Annotated in this window: 17 protein-coding genes; 6 read left to right on the top strand and 11 right to left on the bottom strand. The window is 40.3% G+C overall.

Features of this window, described 5'->3' with window-relative positions:
- The first annotated feature begins 20 nt into the window (after nucleotides 1-20).
- On the top strand, nucleotides 21-959 hold the full coding sequence (locus CWB75_RS17520; RefSeq protein ID WP_138571313.1) for an ABC transporter substrate-binding protein: 939 nt from the start codon (nucleotides 21-23) through the stop codon (nucleotides 957-959).
- On the opposite strand, the gene CWB75_RS17515 is transcribed toward CWB75_RS17520, so the two are convergent.
- The 3 genes from CWB75_RS17515 to CWB75_RS17505 form a co-directional block, all read right to left on the bottom strand.
- On the bottom strand, nucleotides 886-1,512 hold the full coding sequence (locus CWB75_RS17515) for a fumarylacetoacetate hydrolase family protein (RefSeq protein ID WP_138571312.1): 627 nt from the start codon (nucleotides 1,510-1,512) through the stop codon (nucleotides 886-888). The genes CWB75_RS17520 and CWB75_RS17515 overlap by 74 nt on opposite strands.
- A gap of 231 nt (nucleotides 1,513-1,743) precedes the next feature.
- Entirely contained in the window at nucleotides 1,744-4,260 is a 2,517-nt protein-coding gene (locus CWB75_RS17510; RefSeq protein WP_138571311.1) for a glycoside hydrolase family 3 protein, read from the bottom strand.
- Between the two features lie 16 nt (nucleotides 4,261-4,276).
- Nucleotides 4,277-5,542, bottom strand: a complete 1,266-nt coding sequence (locus CWB75_RS17505) for a sugar MFS transporter (RefSeq protein WP_010390899.1) — start codon at nucleotides 5,540-5,542, stop codon at nucleotides 4,277-4,279.
- 252 nt (nucleotides 5,543-5,794) lie between these two features.
- On the opposite strand from CWB75_RS17505, the gene CWB75_RS17500 reads away from it, so the two are divergent.
- From CWB75_RS17500 to CWB75_RS17490, 3 genes are read left to right on the top strand one after another with little or no spacing between them, the layout of a single operon-like run.
- On the top strand, nucleotides 5,795-7,129 hold the full coding sequence (locus tag CWB75_RS17500) for a GH1 family beta-glucosidase (RefSeq protein ID WP_138571310.1): 1,335 nt from the start codon (nucleotides 5,795-5,797) through the stop codon (nucleotides 7,127-7,129).
- Nucleotides 7,130-7,144: 15 nt separating this feature from the next.
- The gene (locus CWB75_RS17495; RefSeq protein ID WP_010390897.1) at nucleotides 7,145-8,473 is read left to right on the top strand and encodes a glycoside-pentoside-hexuronide (GPH):cation symporter; all 1,329 of its coding nucleotides are present in this window, start codon (nucleotides 7,145-7,147) and stop codon (nucleotides 8,471-8,473) included.
- An 11-nt stretch (nucleotides 8,474-8,484) separates the two neighbouring features.
- Entirely contained in the window at nucleotides 8,485-9,495 is a 1,011-nt protein-coding gene (locus CWB75_RS17490) for a LacI family DNA-binding transcriptional regulator (protein ID WP_055012833.1), read from the top strand.
- A 13-nt stretch (nucleotides 9,496-9,508) separates the two neighbouring features.
- Here the strand turns inward: CWB75_RS17490 and CWB75_RS17485 are convergent, their stop codons facing one another.
- The 5 genes from CWB75_RS17485 to CWB75_RS17465 are packed head-to-tail and all read right to left on the bottom strand — an operon-like array spanning nucleotide 9,509 to nucleotide 15,056.
- The gene (locus CWB75_RS17485) at nucleotides 9,509-11,470 is read right to left on the bottom strand and encodes an ATP-binding response regulator (protein WP_010390895.1); all 1,962 of its coding nucleotides are present in this window, start codon (nucleotides 11,468-11,470) and stop codon (nucleotides 9,509-9,511) included.
- 25 nt (nucleotides 11,471-11,495) lie between these two features.
- Nucleotides 11,496-11,957 carry a response regulator gene (locus tag CWB75_RS17480; RefSeq protein ID WP_010390893.1) on the bottom strand — a complete coding sequence of 154 codons (462 nt, stop codon included), beginning with the start codon at nucleotides 11,955-11,957 and terminating at the stop codon, nucleotides 11,496-11,498.
- Nucleotide 11,958: 1 nt separating this feature from the next.
- Entirely contained in the window at nucleotides 11,959-13,443 is a 1,485-nt protein-coding gene (locus CWB75_RS17475) for a sensor histidine kinase (RefSeq protein ID WP_138571309.1), read from the bottom strand.
- Nucleotides 13,444-13,466: 23 nt separating this feature from the next.
- Entirely contained in the window at nucleotides 13,467-13,676 is a 210-nt protein-coding gene (locus CWB75_RS17470) for a hypothetical protein (RefSeq protein WP_008111968.1), read from the bottom strand.
- 39 nt (nucleotides 13,677-13,715) lie between these two features.
- The gene (locus CWB75_RS17465) at nucleotides 13,716-15,056 is read right to left on the bottom strand and encodes a sigma-54-dependent transcriptional regulator (RefSeq protein WP_010390890.1); all 1,341 of its coding nucleotides are present in this window, start codon (nucleotides 15,054-15,056) and stop codon (nucleotides 13,716-13,718) included.
- Nucleotides 15,057-15,281: 225 nt separating this feature from the next.
- Between CWB75_RS17465 and CWB75_RS17460 the strand changes: the two genes are divergently transcribed.
- Entirely contained in the window at nucleotides 15,282-15,800 is a 519-nt protein-coding gene (locus CWB75_RS17460; protein WP_138571308.1) for an NUDIX hydrolase, read from the top strand.
- A 4-nt stretch (nucleotides 15,801-15,804) separates the two neighbouring features.
- On the opposite strand, the gene CWB75_RS17455 is transcribed toward CWB75_RS17460, so the two are convergent.
- The 3 genes from CWB75_RS17455 to CWB75_RS17445 are packed head-to-tail and all read right to left on the bottom strand — an operon-like array spanning nucleotide 15,805 to nucleotide 17,988.
- A complete protein-coding gene (locus tag CWB75_RS17455; protein WP_054202229.1) occupies nucleotides 15,805-16,320 on the bottom strand; it encodes a YgjV family protein in 516 nt (171 codons plus the stop codon).
- Between the two features lie 60 nt (nucleotides 16,321-16,380).
- Complete coding sequence (locus tag CWB75_RS17450; RefSeq protein ID WP_138571307.1) at nucleotides 16,381-16,947, bottom strand: Crp/Fnr family transcriptional regulator; 567 nt, start codon at nucleotides 16,945-16,947, stop codon at nucleotides 16,381-16,383.
- A 6-nt stretch (nucleotides 16,948-16,953) separates the two neighbouring features.
- A complete protein-coding gene (locus CWB75_RS17445; protein ID WP_138571306.1) occupies nucleotides 16,954-17,988 on the bottom strand; it encodes an NAD(P)H-dependent flavin oxidoreductase in 1,035 nt (344 codons plus the stop codon).
- A gap of 200 nt (nucleotides 17,989-18,188) precedes the next feature.
- On the opposite strand from CWB75_RS17445, the gene CWB75_RS17440 reads away from it, so the two are divergent.
- Nucleotides 18,189-19,565 carry an NAD-dependent succinate-semialdehyde dehydrogenase gene (locus CWB75_RS17440; RefSeq protein WP_109875289.1) on the top strand — a complete coding sequence of 459 codons (1,377 nt, stop codon included), beginning with the start codon at nucleotides 18,189-18,191 and terminating at the stop codon, nucleotides 19,563-19,565.
- The last annotated feature ends 20 nt before the right edge of the window (nucleotides 19,566-19,585 follow it).

Raw genomic sequence — 19,585 nt, 5'->3', positions numbered from 1 at the left:
TCTAGGCGGATCTATTTGTAATGCAATCACTTCGTTTTTTATGTCTTGGCATTTTGGTCACTTTTTCTACTTACAGTCATAGTAAAACAGCAAAGCCAATAGAAGAGATTTTATGGTTACAAAGTAAAACCCCTCCGTTTCATTTAAGCAAAGAAACAAAACAGCTTGGCTTATGCGATGATTTAACACAACAGCTAATGCATAGCATAAAAGGGGTGAAACATACCCGCTTAGTTTTACCGCAAAAGCGGATTAATAAATACATAGATGAGGGTAGGAACGTTTGTTTTCCATGCGCTATTTACAAACGCAGTGCAAATAAACAGTTTTTATATTCATTACCTACAGCGGTTTATCCCCCACATAACATCATAACTACCGCGGCAAAAGCACCTGAACTAATCTCTAAGCATGGAAACCCTATAAACTTAGTGGGTTTACTTGCTGATAAAAACTTCACTTACGGTCAAGCTGATGCACGTCGTTTTTCTGTGCAGATTAACAATATTATTGAAAACTCATTAACTCACTCTAATGTTTCTATGAGCTGGAGTAGTGATAATGAAAGTGGTGTTGTAATGGAGCGCTTAAAACACGGCTCTTTAGATTACTCGCTTGATTACCCATTTATTACTAGCCACTTTAGCAAAGGCAATCAATCAAATATTGTAAACCTACCGATTGCCCAAAATAAAAATAAATTAGTTCCAATAGCCGTTGGTTGTGCGACCAATGCCCCAAATAATTTTGCATCTATGGCAATAAAAAAAATTAATCACGCACTAAAAAACAATATTTTAACCTCAGAGCAATACAAAAATAATCAACAATACTGGTTAAATGAACACTTTAGTGACTTTAATAAAGCCTATAATCAATATGTGCTTAACTTTGATTCACAGACCAATGATGCTCCAATAAACACTGCTGACCATAGTCAGAATAAAGAGCAACTTTAAACTCTCGCCCGGCGCTTACCATCCCTACGCCAGCAGGCGTGCCGGTCATAATAATATCGCCCTCTTCTAAACCCATAAACTCATTTACCTCTGCCAGAATTTGCGCAGGCTGGTGCAACATTAGCTGGGTTTCCCCGTGCTGAATTACTTTACCATCAATATGTAATTCAAACATAAACGATGTCATTTCTGGCGTTAACTCAATAAAATCACTAAATAATACTGACCCATCGAATGCTTTAGCACGCTCCCACGGCAAGCCCTTTTCTTTTAAACTGCTTTGCAAAGCTCGCTTAGTCAAATCGAGTCCAATCCCTACGCCTGCAAGCTGCTTATTTTTTATCACAAAGCATAATTCAGTTTCATAATGTAACGTATCACCGTTATGGGAAGAGAGTAAGGTATTAGTGATCGCGCTATTAGGCTTATTAAAAATTACCATTTGCTCAGGGTGTTCGTTGTTTAATTCAGCAATATGCGCACTGTAATTGCGCCCCACACAGACTATTTTTGAAGGTTGTATGCTCTGCGAAGCCAGCTTTATTTGATTCATTCTCTCACCTGTTAATTACATAATGCATTTAATATTTTGGCATACTCTCAAATTATTAATGCAAAAGCGAATGCAGTTTTATCATGTTTTTATGACAACTATTGAGCTGAATATAATCAATCACATAGAATGGAATAAAAGTAAGAAGGGACTAATTTGGTAGGTTTTGTACTATGTGTTTAAAAATAATAAGCAGGTACTCTCAGTACCTGCTTATTAATAGATTATTGACTACTTACAAGTAACACTACTTTGCTCGGCAGCATTTGCAGTTATAGCTAGTTTAGCTATAGATACATGCCAATCACCTTGCGTGCTTAACTGCCAAGGGGAGAACACTTGTGCTAAGTCAACACCCTGATCTGCAAAACAACTTAAGTTGATGTTTAATGTTTGCCAGTGACCTGATTGCTCAAGGTTATCAGTAATATCAAACTTACCCTGACAACTTTCGCCACAACCCATAGCAATCCACAGCGGGCTTGTTGCCGCTTTATCTACTTTAATTTGCATTTGCAGTTGGCCATTGTTTTCAATGTATGAGCGTAAGTCAGATGGGAATGCCGCGGCTAAATTAACCCCAGCCATCGCTTGGCCATTGAAACGAATAGCGCGTGCATCTTCTTGCACCTCTTTATCAAATGTTTGGATGCTCACCGCACCTAATGACTCGCGACTGCTCGCCACCGTTTTTTGTTGCTCGCCACTTTTTAATACCAACGACCATGGTGCTTTTATAGCACGTTCAAACAACACTAAGTCGTCCAATTGTTCAGTCTGTTGAGTTTGCTCTACCAAGTCATCTTTAAGTACGTTGCTATCACCGTAGGTTAAGCCAAAACCATAAGGGAGTAGTGGGCTATAAGCTTCGTCATTGCGGTTTTCATTGTCGATTGGGTTATTCGGCCATGAAAACGATAACTTTCCTTTAAAGTCGTGGTTAATTGAACCGTCTGCATTTTTAAACAATACATCACTAATTGCATCACCTTCACTGCCTGGAAGCCAAATAGCAACAAACGCATCACTGGCATTTAGCTCAGCATTAACCCACATTGGGCGACCGCTAATAAATAATGATACAACAGGGATTCCTGCATCTTTAAACTTTCTCAGTAGCGCTAAGTCGCTTTTATTACCGCGCTGGTATTCTAGGTTATCAACATCACCATTACCCTCTGCATATGGTTGCTCACCAAACACCACAATGGCTACATCTGGGCGTGCTTTGTATTCCCCTTCAACACTCAGCATTGCACTGCCACCAGCTTGCTCTACAGTATCTTTAATACCTGCGTAAATAGAGCTGCCGCCAGGGAAGTCACTGTTGGTATTGCCTGTTCCTTGCCACGTAACGCTCCAACCACCCGACTGCATGCCGATGTTATCAGCCCCTATGCCTGCGACTAATACGTTGGTCTTAGGCGATAATGGCAGTAACTGCTGCTTATTTTTAAGTAATACTAGAGACTCGCGTACAGCTTGTTTAGCCACTGCACGGTGATCGCTACTACCAATAATTTCAGTTTTTCCAGAAAGAGGACGCTTCGCGGGGCTTGGTTTATCAAATAATCCTGCGCGCACTTTAACGCGTAGGATACGCGTTACCGCATCGTTAATTCTGCTTAGTGGAATTTCACCGCTGTTAGCTTGGTTAACCAAGTTGCTAAATAGTGGTTTCCACTCATCTGGCGCCATGTACACGTCTAAGCCTGCATTAGCAGCTTGAGCACAGTTACTATTTGAACAGCCTTTAACTTGTCCATGGCCATTCCAATCGCCAACAACAAAGCCATCAAAACCCATTTTTTCTTTTAATACATCGGTTAATAAGTATTTGTTACCGTGTATTTTATCGCCATGCCAGCTGTTAAACGAAGCCATAACCGTTTGCGCACCTGCACTCAAACCACCTACATAACCTTGTGCATGAAGCGCAAATAACTCTTCTTCAGAGAAGATATTATTACCTTGATCGTCGCCATTGACAGTGCCACCATCACCTAAAAAGTGCTTAACGGTGCTAACTACTCGCGTGTCTGACAAAAAGTCTTCATCAACAGCGCCTTGCAACCCTTTAACGATAGAAGCGGAATACGCTTTCACTATTTCAGGGTCCTCAGAGTACCCTTCGTAAGTACGGCCCCAGCGGTCATCACGAACCACCGCAACAGTAGGTGCAAATACCCAATCTATACCGGTAACCATTACTTCTCGCGCAGTAGCGGCGGCTATTTTTTCAATAAGTGCAGGGTTGTTTGCAGCACCTAAACCAATATTATGCGGAAATAAGGTCGCGCCAATAACATTGTTGTGTCCATGTACCGCATCAGTGCCCCACATTGTAGGGATTGTGCTGCCATCTAAAGAATCATCAATAGATGCTTGGTACATTTCTTCGGCTAAATCAACCCAATCTTCAGGGGTTGCATGTTTATTATTGTTTGGAAATGAACCACCACCATTTAAGTAAGAACCAAAACCATACTTACGCATATCTTCAACCGTGATATTACGGATTTCAGGTTGGATCATTTGCGCTATTTTTTGCTCTAGCGTCATGCTCTTTAGCATATCAGCGATTTTTTGCTCCATTTGAGCATCGCTTTTAATACCTGTTTCTATTGTTGGCCAAATTTCTTTTGGGCTTGTCGCATCACTAGCACTGTTAGAGGGTTGCGAACAACCGCTGCTGGTTATTGCTGCTAGCATCAGCGCAGTGATTGAAAAAGTGCGTTTAATAATCATAACATTCACCTAAAACTCAAAGAGGAGTTGACGTTGTTTTTTTTGCACCAAACAGCGCGAAATAAGTAATATATAAATAGCAACCAATGGGCAGAATAAGAGCTAATTGCACACCGATGTTATCAGCTAGCATACCTTGTAATAACGGAATAATGGCACCGCCAACAATCGCTAAACATAAAATACCCGAACCCTGCGAGGTGTATTTACCAAGCCCCTGCAGTGCTAAACTAAAAATAGTAGGAAACATAATAGAGTTACATAATCCAACTAATAAAATAGCCCACATAGCCAGTGACCCTTGACCCGTCATAGCAATTAACACAAGTAAGCCTGCTAAAATACCGTGACAAGCTAATACTTTGGCTGCGTTTAATTTTTGCATAATCGCGGCGCCAGCAAAGCGCCCTATCATTGCACCTGCAAAATAATAGCTAATGTAATGTGCTGCTTGTTGCTCTGGTAAGCCTGCAATATGATCAAGGGTTAAAAAGCCAACTAAAAAACTACCTATGGCCACTTCAGCCCCTACGTAAACAAAAATACCAATCGCGCCTAAAATAAGGTGACGATATTTCCATACACTGCCTAAATCAACAAACTCAGTGTCACCTTGGTTTTCTGCTTCACTATCAATCGCTTTACCTAGTTTAGGTAGCTTTAAAAAAGCAAAAATAATCGCCAATGTTAATAAACTTGCACTGAGCATTAAATAAGGAAACTTAACTTGTTCTGCTGTAGCTTGACTAATTTCTGACAAAATTAACCAACTACCAAACAATGGCGCAACAGTTGTACCTAAAGAGTTAAAAGCTTGAGTCATAGTTAAGCGCGAAGACGCTGTTTTTGCAGGCCCTAATACGCTTACATAAGGGTTGGCAGAGACTTGTAAAATGGTGATCCCTGAAGCAAGTACAAACAAAGCAAGTAAAAATAGTTCGTAAACATGTGCCTCTGCTGCGGGGTAAAATAGTGCACACCCTATCGCAGCAACAACCAAACCAACAACAATACCAAATTGGTAACCTATTTTACTGACCAGCTTCCCTGCAGGAATTGACATAACAAAGTAGGCACCAAAAAAACAAAATTGTACCAACATTGCTTGGGTGTAATTAAGGGAGAACATTCCCTTTAAATACGGAATTAAAATATCGTTTAGGCAAGTAAGAAAACCCCACATAAAAAACAAGGTCGTAAGCGATGTTAACGCAAAGGTGTGTGTAGACCCTGGTTTTTGGCTGTTTTCTGCTGCCGGTAGTGGCTGTGTGATATGTGCCATAGTATAATCTCTAATTATTTTTTAATTATCAGATTGTTACCTCTATTTTATTGCGTTTAGTAAAACTTAAAATGCAGATAATAGTTGCAACACCAAATGTAAGCGCTTACATTTATAGCATATAGAGAAAATTTATCAATTTATTTACAAAAATATTGTAAGCGCTTACATTGTTGTATTATGCAATTTATATTGCTTAGCTAACTACTGTAAAGCTCATTATTATTTGCAAGCTTAAGGACGTATCTCATTGTGTTTAAAACAATCTCCTTACCAGGCACGTCAGCCCTCTTAAAGCCGCCGTTTATTTTTGGGGTTGCTACAGCCTCTTTTCAAATAGAGGGAAGTTACGATACCCGCCTCCCCTGTATTTGGGATACTTTTTGTAACAAACCAAACACCATTGCAGATAACAGTAACGGCAACCAAGCATGTAAACACATAGAATATTGGCAACAAGATGTACAAATGATTGCTGATTTAGCTGTAGACGCTTATCGTCTTTCGATTTCTTGGCCACGCGTTTTACACCAAGATGGCAGCTTGAACATTCAAGGAATGTCGTTTTATAAATCGCTATTACAAGCTTTAAAAGCGCGCAACATTAAAACTTATGTCACTTTATATCATTGGGATTTACCACAGCATTTAGAAGACAACGGTGGTTGGCTAAATCGCGATACCGCGTATCAATTTGCTCATTACACTCACATAGTAACTCAACAACTAAAGGGCTTAGTTGACTCTTATGCGACCTTAAATGAGCCTTTTTGTAGTGCCTACCTAGGCTATGAAATAGGGGTACATGCACCAGGCATAAAAAGTCAAAAAGCAGGACGCCAAGCAGCGCACCACTTACTGCTTGCCCATGGACTCGCAATGCAAGTGATACGTAAGAATTGCCCCACGATAGAAGCCGGTATAGTACTTAACTTTAGCCCATCCTATCCGCTTACCACTGCTGATGAACGCGCTGCTAAATTAGCTGATGACTATCATAACCAATGGTATATACGGGCAGTACTAGAGGGCTGTTACCCTGAAGTGATTAATGAGCTTGCAAATGATGCAAAGCCCCATATTAGTGATGGAGATATGGCAATTATTAGCCAAAAGATCGATTTTTTAGGGGTTAATTACTATACTCGTATTCATTACAAAAATACCCCAGATCATTGGTTTAGCGAAGTTTCTTTAGAGAATGTTGCCACCACCGATATGGGCTGGGAAATATACCCGCAGGGATTGTGCGAATTACTGCTTTCACTAAATGATCGTTACACTTTACCTAAGGTATATATAACAGAGAACGGTGCAGCGATGGCTGATATATTAATAAATGGTAAAGTAGATGACATACAACGTGTCAATTATTACCATACCCATCTTAATGCCGTTCATAATGCAGTTGAGCAAGGCGTTAATGTACAAGGCTACTTTGCATGGAGTTTAATGGATAATTTTGAATGGGCCTATGGTTATGAAAAACGCTTTGGGCTAGTCTATGTTGACTACCAAACTCAACAACGTACCTTAAAACAAAGCGCAATTGCGTATCGTGATTTTCTTAAACAGCGCCAAAAATAATAACGAGTGGCTTTTATGCTGAGTAAAAAAGAAAAAATAGCTTACGGCCTAGGTGACACGGCCAGTAATATTATTTTTCAAACCGTAATGCTGTTTTTAACTTTTTTCTACACTGATATTTTTGGTATTTCGCCTGCTGTTGTGGGCACCCTTTTTTTAGTAGTTAGAGTCATTGATGCAGTAACTGATCCAATAATGGGCGCACTCACTGATGCCACTCATACTAAATACGGTAGCTACCGACCCTACCTACTTTGGCTTGCCATCCCTTTTGCCGTTATAAGCGTGATTACTTTTACTACCCCTGAGATGGATGACACCAACAAAATTATTTACGCCTTCGTTACCTACACCCTGCTAATGTTAGTTTACACCGCAATTAATATTCCTTATTCGGCACTTGGCGGCGTATTAAGTGGCAATCCCAACGAACGTGTCTCCATTCAATCATACCGGTTTGTATTTGGCATGTTAGGTGGTTTACTGGTTACAAGCTGCACCTTGCCTTTAGTAAAATGGTTTGGCAATGGTAATAACGAAATGGGCTATCAACTCACCATGCTGGTTATGAGTTGCCTAGGTGTGGTGTTATTTTTAATTTGTTTTCGTTACACCAAAGAGCGAGTGAGCAATCCACCGCATAAATTATCTTTAAAAACACAACTTCACGTTTTATGGCAAAATCAGCCGTTTAAAATCTTGTGTATGGCAGCGCTGGTATTATTAACCAGTATGGTATTGCGCACAACGTTGGCTATTTACTATGTAAAATATGTTCTTGGCAAAGAAGATTTAATCACCGAATTTGTAACCTTAGGTATGATTGGTAATATTTTAGGCTGCGCTTGCGCACAACCTTTAAGTAAACGCCTTGATAAGAAAGCGGCTTATGTTTATCTGCAATATATTTCCGCCATATTGAGCTGCATTGCCTTTTTTGTTCCTAATGAACACGTTTTACTAGCGTTTTTAGTGTATTTTTTATGGTGTTTTTTCACTCAAATGGCAACGCCTTTATTATGGGCAAAAATGGCTGATACTATAGATTACGGAGTCTGGCAAAATGGCCTTCGACTCACGGGTTTAGTTTACGCAAGCATCGTATTTTTTATCAAATTGGGGCTTGCATTAGGCGGAGCGATTGCCGGTTGGTTACTTGCTTATTATCAATATCAAGCCAATGTGGAATTAAGCGAGGCAACTAAAAATGGTATTTTAACCTCATTCACACTTTACCCTGCGATTGGTAGTGTACTTGTGGCATTAATAATGAGTAAATACAGCCTAGACAATAGAACCATTAAAAAAATCACTGCCGATTTAACACAGAAAAGCAATTTGTAGCAAGGAATAGTATGGCCACCATTTATGAAGTGTCAAAGCTTGCAGGGGTGTCACTTGCCACTGTTTCAAGAGTAATGAACAACAATGCAAACGTAAGTGATGCAACCAGAAAAAAAGTCACCTTAGCCATGGAAGAGCTGGGCTACCGCCCTAACTCTATTGCGCAATCACTGGCTTCTAATTGCTCGAATAGTGCGGGCTTGTTAGTTTCAGAGCTTAAAGGGCCATTTTATGGGCCGATGATGAGCGGTATAGAGAACACCCTAAGAAACCAAGGTAAACACGTTATTATTACCGCAGGCCACAGTGACGCAGAGCGAGAGCAACAAGGCATCGAATTTTTAATTAGCCGTAACTGCGACGCACTTATTTTGCATGTTGAAGCTATTAGTGATGAATACTTAATAAAACTCAGTAAAGGCAAAACCCCGTTTGTTTTGCTAAACCGCTATATTGAAGAGCTCGCCGACCGCTGTATTATTCTTGATAATACTAAAGGCGGCTATTTAGCCACTAAATACATTATTGAATCGGGCCATAAAGACATTGCCTATATTAGCGGTCCACTTTGGAAGAAAGATGCCCAAGAACGCTTAAATGGGCATAAACAAGCGCTTGATGAATTCGCCATTAAATTTGATGAAAATAATTTATTTGAAGGTGACTTTGTAGAAGAAAGTGGCTACGAAGGCTTCGCTACACTTTATAAAAACAACCCCGCCTTTACCGCCTTGGTGTGTGCCAATGACGAAATGGCCACCGGTGCTATGGTGAGTGCCAGGGAGCATGGTATACAACTACCTTCGCAGCTTTCCATTATTGGCTACGATAACGTGTTTTTTACCCGTCACGTTTACCCTCCGTTGAGCACTATAAATTACCCTATAGATGAAATGGGAAAAGTGGCTGCACAGTGGGTACTTAGCCATGTGTATCAAAAAAGCGTACACCCCATTCAAACGTTATTTGAGCCCGAGTTAGTTATACGCCAATCTGTGGTTAAACCTTTAACATCAAGGTAAGCTAATTGGGGTGTTAAACAAGCTGATTGAGCAATGCTAAATTTATTGGTTTTAGCAATACTTGCTCTATTTCTAGTTGCCTGATATGCACAGCATCAGGCTCCATACCACTAATAATGACGCGCTTAATATCAGGGTAATGCTGCTTAATAAACCCTGCCAGCTCTAAACCGGTTCCATCTGGCAAATGCATATCGAGCAATACTTTATCGTAATTACTGTTATGTTCAAGCCTTGCTTTACAGTCTTTAACACTTGTTGCTATATCGGTATCTACATCCAAGCTTTCTAGTAATAGCTGGGTAATTTGCGCGGCATCAGCATCGTCTTCTACTAATAAAAAGCACTTTTTATCATTACTTGGTTTAGGTGCTGGCTGAACCAGCGTAGCTGATTGTTCTTTTTGCCCGAGCCTTAACTCTAAGCATTGATAAAGCAAGTTGGAATCGACAGGTTTGGCAATCATATCGTCAAACCCTAACGCATTGAGTTCGCTATGAATGCCTTTCATAGTCGCAGCAGTTAAGGCTATGATTGAACCTTTAAAACCTAGCTTTCTAAGCTCAATAGCAGCTTCTTTTCCGCCCATTACTGGCATGTGGATATCTAAAAATATAATATCGTAGGTTGCGTGCCCGTCTGCTAGCTGTTTTTTTACTTTTTCAAGCGCTTGCTTACCATTATCAGCATAATCGACCGCAGCGCCTGCTGAACCGATTAAGTGACCAACTAACACACGTAAATCGCGTAAATCATCAACCACCAACACCTTACCGCTCACTTGGCAGGGTGCTACTTTTTGCTGCATATTGGGGGTTAAATCAAGTTTTAATAAATTGCGCTCTACCTGTCTGATATCACCAGGATATAAAGAAATGGTAAAGGTTGACCCTTTACCTACGTGAGAGTCTAATGAAATATCCCCCTGCATACGACTAAGTAGTTCAGAACAAATAGCTAAACCTAAGCCTGCACCACCGACTGAACGCGACTCTACATCAGCTATTTGCTCAAAAGGCTTAAAGATGAGAGCTTGTTTTTCTGGAGCAATGCCTAAGCCTGAGTCTTTAATACTAAAAAATAGCATTTCACGCTCATTGACTACTTCAGTCCACGCGTTAACCACAATCTCGCCTTGCTCAGTAAATTTAATCGCGTTATTGATCAGGTTAATAAGAATTTGTCGAACTCGAGTGGCATCTACACGAATGACTAGTGGTAAAGGCTCCAGTGATTCAAACTTTAGTGATAAGCCTTTATCGAGTGCCGATACGCGCATTAATGTAAATACGTCGGCCATTAAGCTATCAAGGTTAACCTCCCCTAAACTCAGTTCGAGTTTATCGACAGCAATTTTAGATAAATCTAAAACATCATTTAGTAAGCTTAATAAATGCTTACCATTACGATAAATCACACCGAGCTCGTTTTCAGCCTGCTTGTTAAAGTCACTGAGCATCAACAACTCGGTATAACCTAAAATAGAAGATAGCGGTGTTCGCAATTCGTGGCTTAAATGTGCTAAAAAGCGATCTTTTGAACGGTTTTCAGCCTCGGCTTTTAAGCGTTCCACTCGCTCATCTTCTACATCACGGCGCGCTAATGCGTAGCGAATAGAGCGAGCAAACCGGCTACCACTCATTTCGTTTTTAACTAAGTAATCAACAGCTCCGGCATCAAGCGCAGCTGAATCGAGGGCATCGTTTGACTGCCCTGTAAGCATAATAATAGGCCCACAAAAACCATTTTTAAGCGCTTGTTTTAAAACACTTAAGCCATCAGATGCCCCTAAGCGATAATCAAGCAAGCAAATATCATGTTGATTTTTACTCAACACTTCCACCGCCTGCTCAGGAGAGCTTATCCAGTCTATGTCAAACACATGGGAACTGAGCTGCTCTAAATAGTCACGAGTTAAAATATAATCATCTTCATCGTCTTCAACCAATAGCAGTTTCGTTGCCTTTGCTAACATAGCGTCTCCTGTTTTAATAATATGCTTAATCGTTAAACGTGCTTGGTAGCTCTACAAACTCAACCCAGTATTTACCCAGCGTTTTCATCAACTCAACTAATCCGTCAAACGTAACCGGCTTAGTTATGTAAGACGCAGCGCCTAGGTTATAACCTTTAACCATGTCTTCTTCTTGCTTAGATGTGGTTAAAATTACCACTGGAATGCCTTTTAGGTTTGGATTTGCCTTAATAGCTTCAAGCGCTTCACGACCATCCATTCTCGGCATGTTTAAATCAAGTAAAATTAAGCCTGGTCTTGGCGAGATGCTTTTATCTACAAACTTGCCTTTGCGCTCTAAATACTCCAAGAGTTCAACACCGTCTTCAACAAAATGTAATTCATTTAAAACGCGACTTTCAGCAAGCGCATCTTGGGTTAATAAACGATCATCTTCATCATCGTCTGCCATCAAAATGGTAATCGGTTTTACGTTTGTTAATGGCATATTATGCCTCTCCTTGTAATGTGAATAACTCTGCATCCACAGGTAATTTAATGATGAAAGTTGCCCCCTCACCTAGGGTGCTTATCGCAGCAATAGAGCCGCCGTGTCGTTCTACAATTCGACGACATACAGATAAACCAATACCCGTTCCTTTATATTCTGAACGGCCATGCAAACGTTGAAATGGTACAAATATTTTATCCGCGTACTCATCAGAGAAGCCGATACCATTATCTTTTACGGTAATGACATGCCAACATATTTCACTGTTATGATCTTCACTAAACTCACATACTCGTTCAAAGTCAACATTAACAACCGGGTCAACGTTAGGCGCTCTGAACTTCACTGCATTGGAAATTAAGTTTAAAAACAGCTGATGCATTTGACTCGGATCTGCCTGAATAATGGGCATATCAACCGTAACAACCTGTGCATTACACTCATTAATCGCTATTTCTAAATCACCTTTTATATCATTCAGAATGCTGTTTAAATCGGTATCGGTAAAATCTTTACCTCGGGTTGTTACTCGAGAGAACTCTAATAAATCATTAATTAAATTAGACATCCTTTGTGCGGCATTTTTCATGCGGGCAATATAATCTGCGCCTTTTTCGCCTAATTCGTCTTTAAACATGCTTTCAAGCCGGTCACTAAATGCTTGAATTTTCCTTAACGGCTCTTGCAAGTCATGGCTGGCAACAAAAGCAAACTCCTCTAACTCTCGGTTACTACGACTTAATTCATCAGAATACAAAGTAAGCTCTTGAGTACGTTCAGTCACTTTACTGGCTAAGGTTTCATTTTGCATTTCCAGCTCGGCACGATACTCGGCCGCATTTTTTAAATTCAACCTAGCTAATAAAAACATACCCAAAATCAATAATGCGCTGGTAACTGCAGTAATACCAAAAGTGATTTTAGCTTCTTTTTTAATTTGTGCTAATTTCGAAAAATGGCTGACTTTAAACAGCAATTCGCGTTCTTGAATGTCACTAACCAATGTGCGAATTTCTCTGTAAAGATCACGCCCTTCATGTGTATTGAGCCTCAAAAGTGCGCGCTTTTCCTTATCGTTTAATGCTAATTCAACCGTTTTTTTCAGCTCAGCTATTTTAGCTTCAACCAGTAGTAACAACTGTGCAATACGCTGTGCCTGCCCATCAATTTCAGAATGCAAGGCATTCACATGACTGGTTTGGGATTTTATTTGCGCAACAGCATCGTAATAAGGCACTAAATAATCATCAGTTTGGGTTAATAAATACCCTCGCTGTCCCGACTCGGCTTGCACTACCGAAAGATGCAATTGCTCTATCGCCGTGCTTAACATATTAGTGTTATCTAAACTTTGCTGAGTACGCGATAATCCTTGAATAGTATTAATGGCTAAAAAAGCATTACCAACAATAATACACAGCACTATAGAAATAAATAACGCCCATACTACATTTGCCTTACCTTGCTGTTTGCGTTTAATCATTTATCGTCCTGAATTAATTAGGGTTACTTCGACTCTGAAATAAGCTGCAAACTGTCACTGCACGCTTGGCAATTAGCAATTATTTTATCCAGTGCGGCGAGTGCTTTATCTTTTGGCATATCGTTTTCAAGTACTAGCTTAATTAGCTCAGCGTTCATCGAAATACGGTTTAGCGGCGCACGTGCGTCGTGTACCAGCTCATTCAAAGGTTTTGCCTGTTGTGGTGATGCCATTAAAGTCCTCGTTTTGTTGTTATTAAATTTGCATGCTGGTTATTTATACTCGCCAATACCACCATAAGCATTTAAACGGTTGTATAAGGTTTTAGTACTAATGCCTAACATTTGTGCCGCTAATGTTTTATTACCTTGTACCTTATCGAGCGTGGCATGAATAAGCTCTTTTTCAACTTCTTCAATTGTTTGCCCTGCTGATACCTGTTTGTCCTCAGATTGAGTATTAACCCTTGAAAAAGGCGATTCTAAGTTGTCAGGTAAACTAATTGTGCTAGTTTGCGGGTCGCTCATAATAAAAGCGCGATGAATAGCATGGCGAAGTTCACGTACGTTACCTGGCCAGTCGTATGTTTGTAGCTCTTTAAGCTGTTCGTTAGCCCAGGCAAACGCTGTACCATTTTCATCGTTCAACTGACCTAAAAACGCTTTTGCGAGTAATGGAATATCTTCTTTTCGCTCTCGTAGTGGCGGTATATCAATTGGAAAAACAGCCAGTCTAAAGTAAATATCTTCACGTAAAATATTATTCTGCGCTAAATCGGTAAGGGAGCGGTTAGTCGCTGAAATAACACGGCAATTTACTGGTAACTCACGATTACCGCCTACTCGTGTTACTTTTTTAGTTTCAAGTACACGCAGTAAGTTAGGCTGCATATCAATCGGCATTTCGGTGACTTCATCAAGAAATAACGTTCCGCCGTCTGCTTGTTCAAACACGCCCTCTTTACGAGCAATGGCACCGGTAAATGCGCCTTTTTCGTGGCCAAATAATTCACTGCCAATAAGCTCTTTTGAAAGCGCCCCACAGTTACTCGCCACCAGTGGACCTTCGCATTTACTAGCATTATGAATGGCTTGGGCTACCACCTCTTTACCTGAGCCACTTTCACCCATAAGCATAACATTAGCATTGGTTTTAGCTACACGCTCAATCATAGTATAAAGCTGTTGCATGGGCGCAGACTCGCCAATAAGCGTGTCAAAATGATGAGTAATAGCGGCGCTTTTCGCTTTTTTTACTGTTTTTTTAGGGCCATTTAAAACCAGTTCTAAATCTTCACGTTGCAGCGGCTTTAATAAATGCGACACATTAGGCTCACACATCTCAGCTAAAATGCCTTTGACCGAAGGGTGACCTGAAATAAGGGTGACTTTAGGCGATTGACCAATCATTTTTAAGTGATCCAGCAAGTGCAAACCACTGCCATCAGGTAACATAAAATCGAGCAGCACATGATCAAAGGTGTTATTTTCAAACCATTGATGCGCTTCTTTTAAACTGGTTGCTGTATTAATGTTGTGGCCAAGAAACTCAACAATATGGCAAATAACATCACTGAATTCGACGTCGTCATCGACTAAAAGTATATTTAACATGAATAATCCCTGTGCTTTTTCACCATTCTACTTACCCTTTAATGTAAATGAAAGATATACATAATTAAGGTACAAAATGCAGCTGTTTTATTTTTAATCCACTAGTTTAATCATAAGTAGCTGTATAGGCGCTGAAATAGCGCTATTTTATGCGGCTTATTAAATCTCTATTAAAGCAATTAATATAACCAACTGATATAATTTATTTTTATTACAGGAGTTGTTATGCGCTTATTAAAAACCTACATTCATCCCTCAATCAATATTGAGCAAGGTCGTCAATTTTCTCGCCCAACCGCTCGCGCTATTGCATTTAAGCAACAACACATTTTACTTATGTATACTCAGCGCTACGACGACTTTAGTTTACCTGGCGGTGGGATTGACCCACATGAAAGCATAGAACAAGGGTTGATCAGAGAACTAAGTGAAGAAACTGGCGCACAAAATATAAAAGTATGTAGCGAGTTTGGGCTTTACGAAGAGTACCGCCCTTGGTACAAAGATGACTTTGATATTATTCATATAGAATCATACTGCTACCTCTGCCAAATTGATGAGCAACTAGGCCAAGCACAGCTTGAACACTACGAACAACAAAATGGCATGCAGGCTAAATGGGTTGATATTTTCCAGGCGATAGCCCATAACGAACGCACACTTGCAAACAGTGACAAGCAAGGGCTATCGATTATTCGCGAAACTTACCTACTAAAAGCCATTGCGGCACAATTTTTTACCTAAGTGTTTAGGGTTGCGTTTGCGGTTCGCTCAGCGATTTTTTACCCACATAAAAGCGGTATAATCCCAGTAAGTTACTACTTAAAAATAGGCTTTCCATGATTATTGCCACTGGCGAGCCGGCGAAAATATTATGTGTTATCCAAAAAGAGGTTCCCACCACCATACATAACCTTAAGTGCAAATCTCGATTTTGAAATGAAGCGATAGTTTGTATTAATGTCGCCACCAATGCGAAAATACTAAACCAATCTTGCCAAGTAAAATAAACGGCTAAGCAGCTTACTGCCATAAACCCACACATAGCCCAAGTATGCTTAAAATAAATACAATAAAAATAACGCACCGCGGCAATAAACATTAAGCAGCCGGCACTGTTATAGCCCAATATAAAAAAGTGAGCAGAGGTTAATAATACTGAGGTAAATAAACAGCTTAAAATAATTCGTCGGGATTTAAACTGAAATGAAGCTAAGTCGAGTAAAGTAGCGACTGCTACTAACGATTGGGCAATTAAAAACATAACACTCCAAGGTATTAAAGCTTAAAATGGGGAGTGTATAGTGCTTTATGAAAACAGCACTTAACTTAAGTTAAGTCGCTTACGAATTCGTGATAACGAAATAGCCGAAATGCCTATATACATTGCCACTTGGCTTAAACTTAACTGCGCCAACCAATGAGGTTTATGTTTGAGTAAATAGCAGTAACGCTGCTCGGGACTATTGAGTAATAAAAATGCTTCTTTGGCTTCTTTAAAAATAAGTTGCTGTGCAATAAGCTGCTGCTTAATCAGTTGATACTGTGCTTGCTCAAATAGTGTTAGTGGTACTTTAATTACATTGGCTTCGTTAATCACTTTTAATTGATAAAACGCAGGAGTTGAGGTCATCCAATTGGCAAACAGCAAAGCAAATTCATTTTTAAAATAAAACTCTTTACACTTTTGCACGCCGTCAATGTCGTCATGAATAGCGCCTAGAACCCCGTCCACAACTAAATACCCATAACTTTGCAGATCGCCTTGTTGCACTAATACGGTATTGGGCGCTATTAGTTGCTGAGGATACTTACCAGCCAATTGCACTTTAAACTTGTTTACTAGTGATTCATAACTGTCGCCAAGCGATAAAAGTGGATTATCAGACATTAAAAATTACCATTTTTTCATTAAAGCATGTGTAATATCAGCCGCTGATACACCCACCCTAGGAATATATTTTTGGCCACACCATAAAGGTGAAAAATCACTTTTAGCACTTTTTTCAGCTAGAGTTCTTAAGGCTGTTATTGCACTGCTGGCATGTGGAAACACAGGAACGCCCTTTGGTATAGCACCTAGCTCTTGCATTACTCGATTTTTAATACCCCGAGCAGCTCTACCAGAAAACAATGTAGTCAGTGTAGTCTCGTCTTGTTGTTGATCTAAAATAGCCTGTTGATGCAAAGCTGATGTTGTTGCCTCCTTACATAGTAAATAAGCGCTCCCTACTTGTACAGCACTCGCTCCTAACGCTTTAAACCGCTGTACATCATCGGCTGAAGCAATGCCACCAGCAGCAATAATAGGCAGTGATATATGCTCAACACAACGTTTAATTAACTGCTCAGTAGTTTGTTGTAAGCTTAAATCCATTGATAAAAAGTGCCCTCGATGGCCACCAGCTTCTATACCCTGAGCAATAATCCCATCAGCGCCATTTTCACTAAGCCAAATAGCTTCATCTAAAGTGGTAGCCGTTGAAATTACTTTAGTGCCCCAGCTTTTTATTTGAGCCACAATAGCTTGCTTAGGTAAACCAAAATGAAAACTAACTACTGCTGGCCTATAGGGGGCAATAATATCAACAACCGATTGATTTATAGGTTGACGGGAAGCCCCTGCAGTTAAACTTTGCGGGTCAATTTCATACTCTGCAAAATAAGGTGCCAGCATATTATGCCATAGCTGCTTTTGTTCGTTCGTGTAATCAGCAACCCTATGACAAAAAAAGTTAAGATTAAAAGGTTTCGTTGTTTTTTGGCTAAGTACTTCTAGCTGCTCAATTAATTGTGCTGGTGATAACATGGCGCAAGGCAAAGAGCCTAACCCTCCAGCCTCACTCACAGCAAGAGCAAGTTGCTCATTTTGAACACCCGCCATAGGTGCCTGAATTATCGGTAAAGCGGTATTAAACAATGATGGCTTCATTTGAACCCTCCCTGTAACTTTTTCAACAACTTGCACTATTTACAGAACCATAGCAAAAACAACAAGCAAACAACATCTAGATTTTAGTCATAAGTAATGTAAAAACCATTACTAACAGATAGTTATGACTTTTTAATATCTAGAAACTAACTGGCTTTGGTTTTGCACCTATCCTATTACATAATTTGTTAGGAGGTAAAATGAGTAACACAGTTGATACGATCAATCCCGCAACCGAGCAAGTCATTAATAGCTATACGCTGCTTTCTCAAGCTCAAGCAGAACAAGTGATCGAAAAATCTCATGAAACATACTTAAAATGGCGATTAACCTCGTTTACCGAGCGCGCACAACATCTAAATAAATTAGCCTCTTTATTTGAAAGCCAAAAAGAAGCCTTAGCAAAACTAATGACCGAAGAAATGGGTAAAGTCTATGAGCAAGGCTTCCAAGAAGTTCAGCTTTGTGCTGACATTTGTCGTTATACCGCTGAGCATGGCGCCGATATGCTTAGCGACGAGGAGCGCGACATGCAAGGAGGTCGTGCAATCATAAGCTATCGCCCTACCGGTGTGCTGCTGGGTATTCAGCCATGGAACTTCCCACTTTATCAAGTTATTAGATACAGTGCCGCAAACATTATGGCGGGTAATACCACGGTATTAAAACATGCCGGTAATGTATTTGGTATGGCTGAAAAAATTGAAACATTATTTCTACAAGCAGGCTTCCCTGAACACTGCTTTAGCAACTTACTGATTGATGGTAAAACCGCCAGCGCCCTTATTTCACACTCGGCTATAAGCGGCGTGACCTTCACTGGAAGCGATGGCACAGGTAAAAAAGTAGCAGAGCAAGCTGCCAAGCATGTTAAAAAAACCGTACTAGAACTGGGTAGTAACGACGCTTTTGTTGTACTTGACGATGCTGATTTAGCCCTTGCAGTTAAGGCTTGTTTACAAGGACGCATTATTAACAACGGCCAAACCTGTGTTGCCGCAAAGCGCTTTGTGGTGGTTGATTCACTCTACAATGACTTTAAAGAAGCACTAAGCCAGCAATTTAAGGCGATAAAAATGGGCGACCCAATGGATGAAGATACTGAACTGGGTCCTATGGCACGCGAAGATTTACGCGACAAAATTCATCAGCAAGTGCAAGACTCTGTCAATGCGGGTGCAAAAGTAATTGTAGGCGGCGAAATACCGCAACAAACAGGTTATTACTACCCCCCAACCGTGCTCGAAAACCTTAAACCAGGTATGCCTGCTTATGACGATGAGCTATTTGGTCCTGTCGCATCTTTAATTAAAGCCAAAGATAACGACGACGCTATGCGTATCGCTAATGATTCGCGCTATGGACTAGGCGGCGGTATATTTTCAAAAGATGAGAAAAAAGCCATTGAACTGGCCAAAAAGTATTTTGACACCGGCATGATCAATATTAATGGTTATGGTTTGGCACAACCAAACCTACCATTTGGTGGTGTTAAAGACAGCGGTTATGGCCGAGAGCACGGCGGCTTTGGGATTCGCGAATTTGTGAATGTTAAAAGCATCATGATTCACAGCTAGTATCAGGTATCAGGTATCAG

This window comes from Pseudoalteromonas sp. S1608 (assembly GCF_005887265.1).
Lineage (GTDB): Bacteria > Pseudomonadota > Gammaproteobacteria > Enterobacterales > Alteromonadaceae > Pseudoalteromonas > Pseudoalteromonas undina.
This window is presented reverse-complemented; position numbering and strand designations above follow the sequence as displayed.

What these genes read in the sequence shown, in the direction of transcription:
- CWB75_RS17450 (WP_138571307.1), bottom strand. Translation starts at nt 16,947, where the DNA reads ATGTCTGATAATCCACTTTTATCGCTTGGCGACAGTTATGAATCACTA.
- CWB75_RS17505 (WP_010390899.1), bottom strand. Translation starts at nt 5,542, where the DNA reads ATGGCACATATCACACAGCCACTACCGGCAGCAGAAAACAGCCAAAAA.
- CWB75_RS17475 (WP_138571309.1), bottom strand. Translation starts at nt 13,443, where the DNA reads ATGATTAAACGCAAACAGCAAGGTAAGGCAAATGTAGTATGGGCGTTA.
- CWB75_RS17495 (WP_010390897.1), top strand. Translation starts at nt 7,145, where the DNA reads ATGCTGAGTAAAAAAGAAAAAATAGCTTACGGCCTAGGTGACACGGCC.
- CWB75_RS17490 (WP_055012833.1), top strand. Translation starts at nt 8,485, where the DNA reads ATGGCCACCATTTATGAAGTGTCAAAGCTTGCAGGGGTGTCACTTGCC.
- CWB75_RS17455 (WP_054202229.1), bottom strand. Translation starts at nt 16,320, where the DNA reads ATGTTTTTAATTGCCCAATCGTTAGTAGCAGTCGCTACTTTACTCGAC.
- CWB75_RS17480 (WP_010390893.1), bottom strand. Translation starts at nt 11,957, where the DNA reads ATGCCATTAACAAACGTAAAACCGATTACCATTTTGATGGCAGACGAT.
- CWB75_RS17460 (WP_138571308.1), top strand. Translation starts at nt 15,282, where the DNA reads ATGCGCTTATTAAAAACCTACATTCATCCCTCAATCAATATTGAGCAA.
- CWB75_RS17520 (WP_138571313.1), top strand. Translation starts at nt 21, where the DNA reads ATGCAATCACTTCGTTTTTTATGTCTTGGCATTTTGGTCACTTTTTCT.
- CWB75_RS17470 (WP_008111968.1), bottom strand. Translation starts at nt 13,676, where the DNA reads ATGGCATCACCACAACAGGCAAAACCTTTGAATGAGCTGGTACACGAC.
- CWB75_RS17440 (WP_109875289.1), top strand. Translation starts at nt 18,189, where the DNA reads ATGAGTAACACAGTTGATACGATCAATCCCGCAACCGAGCAAGTCATT.
- CWB75_RS17515 (WP_138571312.1), bottom strand. Translation starts at nt 1,512, where the DNA reads ATGAATCAAATAAAGCTGGCTTCGCAGAGCATACAACCTTCAAAAATA.
- CWB75_RS17465 (WP_010390890.1), bottom strand. Translation starts at nt 15,056, where the DNA reads ATGTTAAATATACTTTTAGTCGATGACGACGTCGAATTCAGTGATGTT.
- CWB75_RS17485 (WP_010390895.1), bottom strand. Translation starts at nt 11,470, where the DNA reads ATGTTAGCAAAGGCAACGAAACTGCTATTGGTTGAAGACGATGAAGAT.
- CWB75_RS17510 (WP_138571311.1), bottom strand. Translation starts at nt 4,260, where the DNA reads ATGATTATTAAACGCACTTTTTCAATCACTGCGCTGATGCTAGCAGCA.
- CWB75_RS17445 (WP_138571306.1), bottom strand. Translation starts at nt 17,988, where the DNA reads ATGAAGCCATCATTGTTTAATACCGCTTTACCGATAATTCAGGCACCT.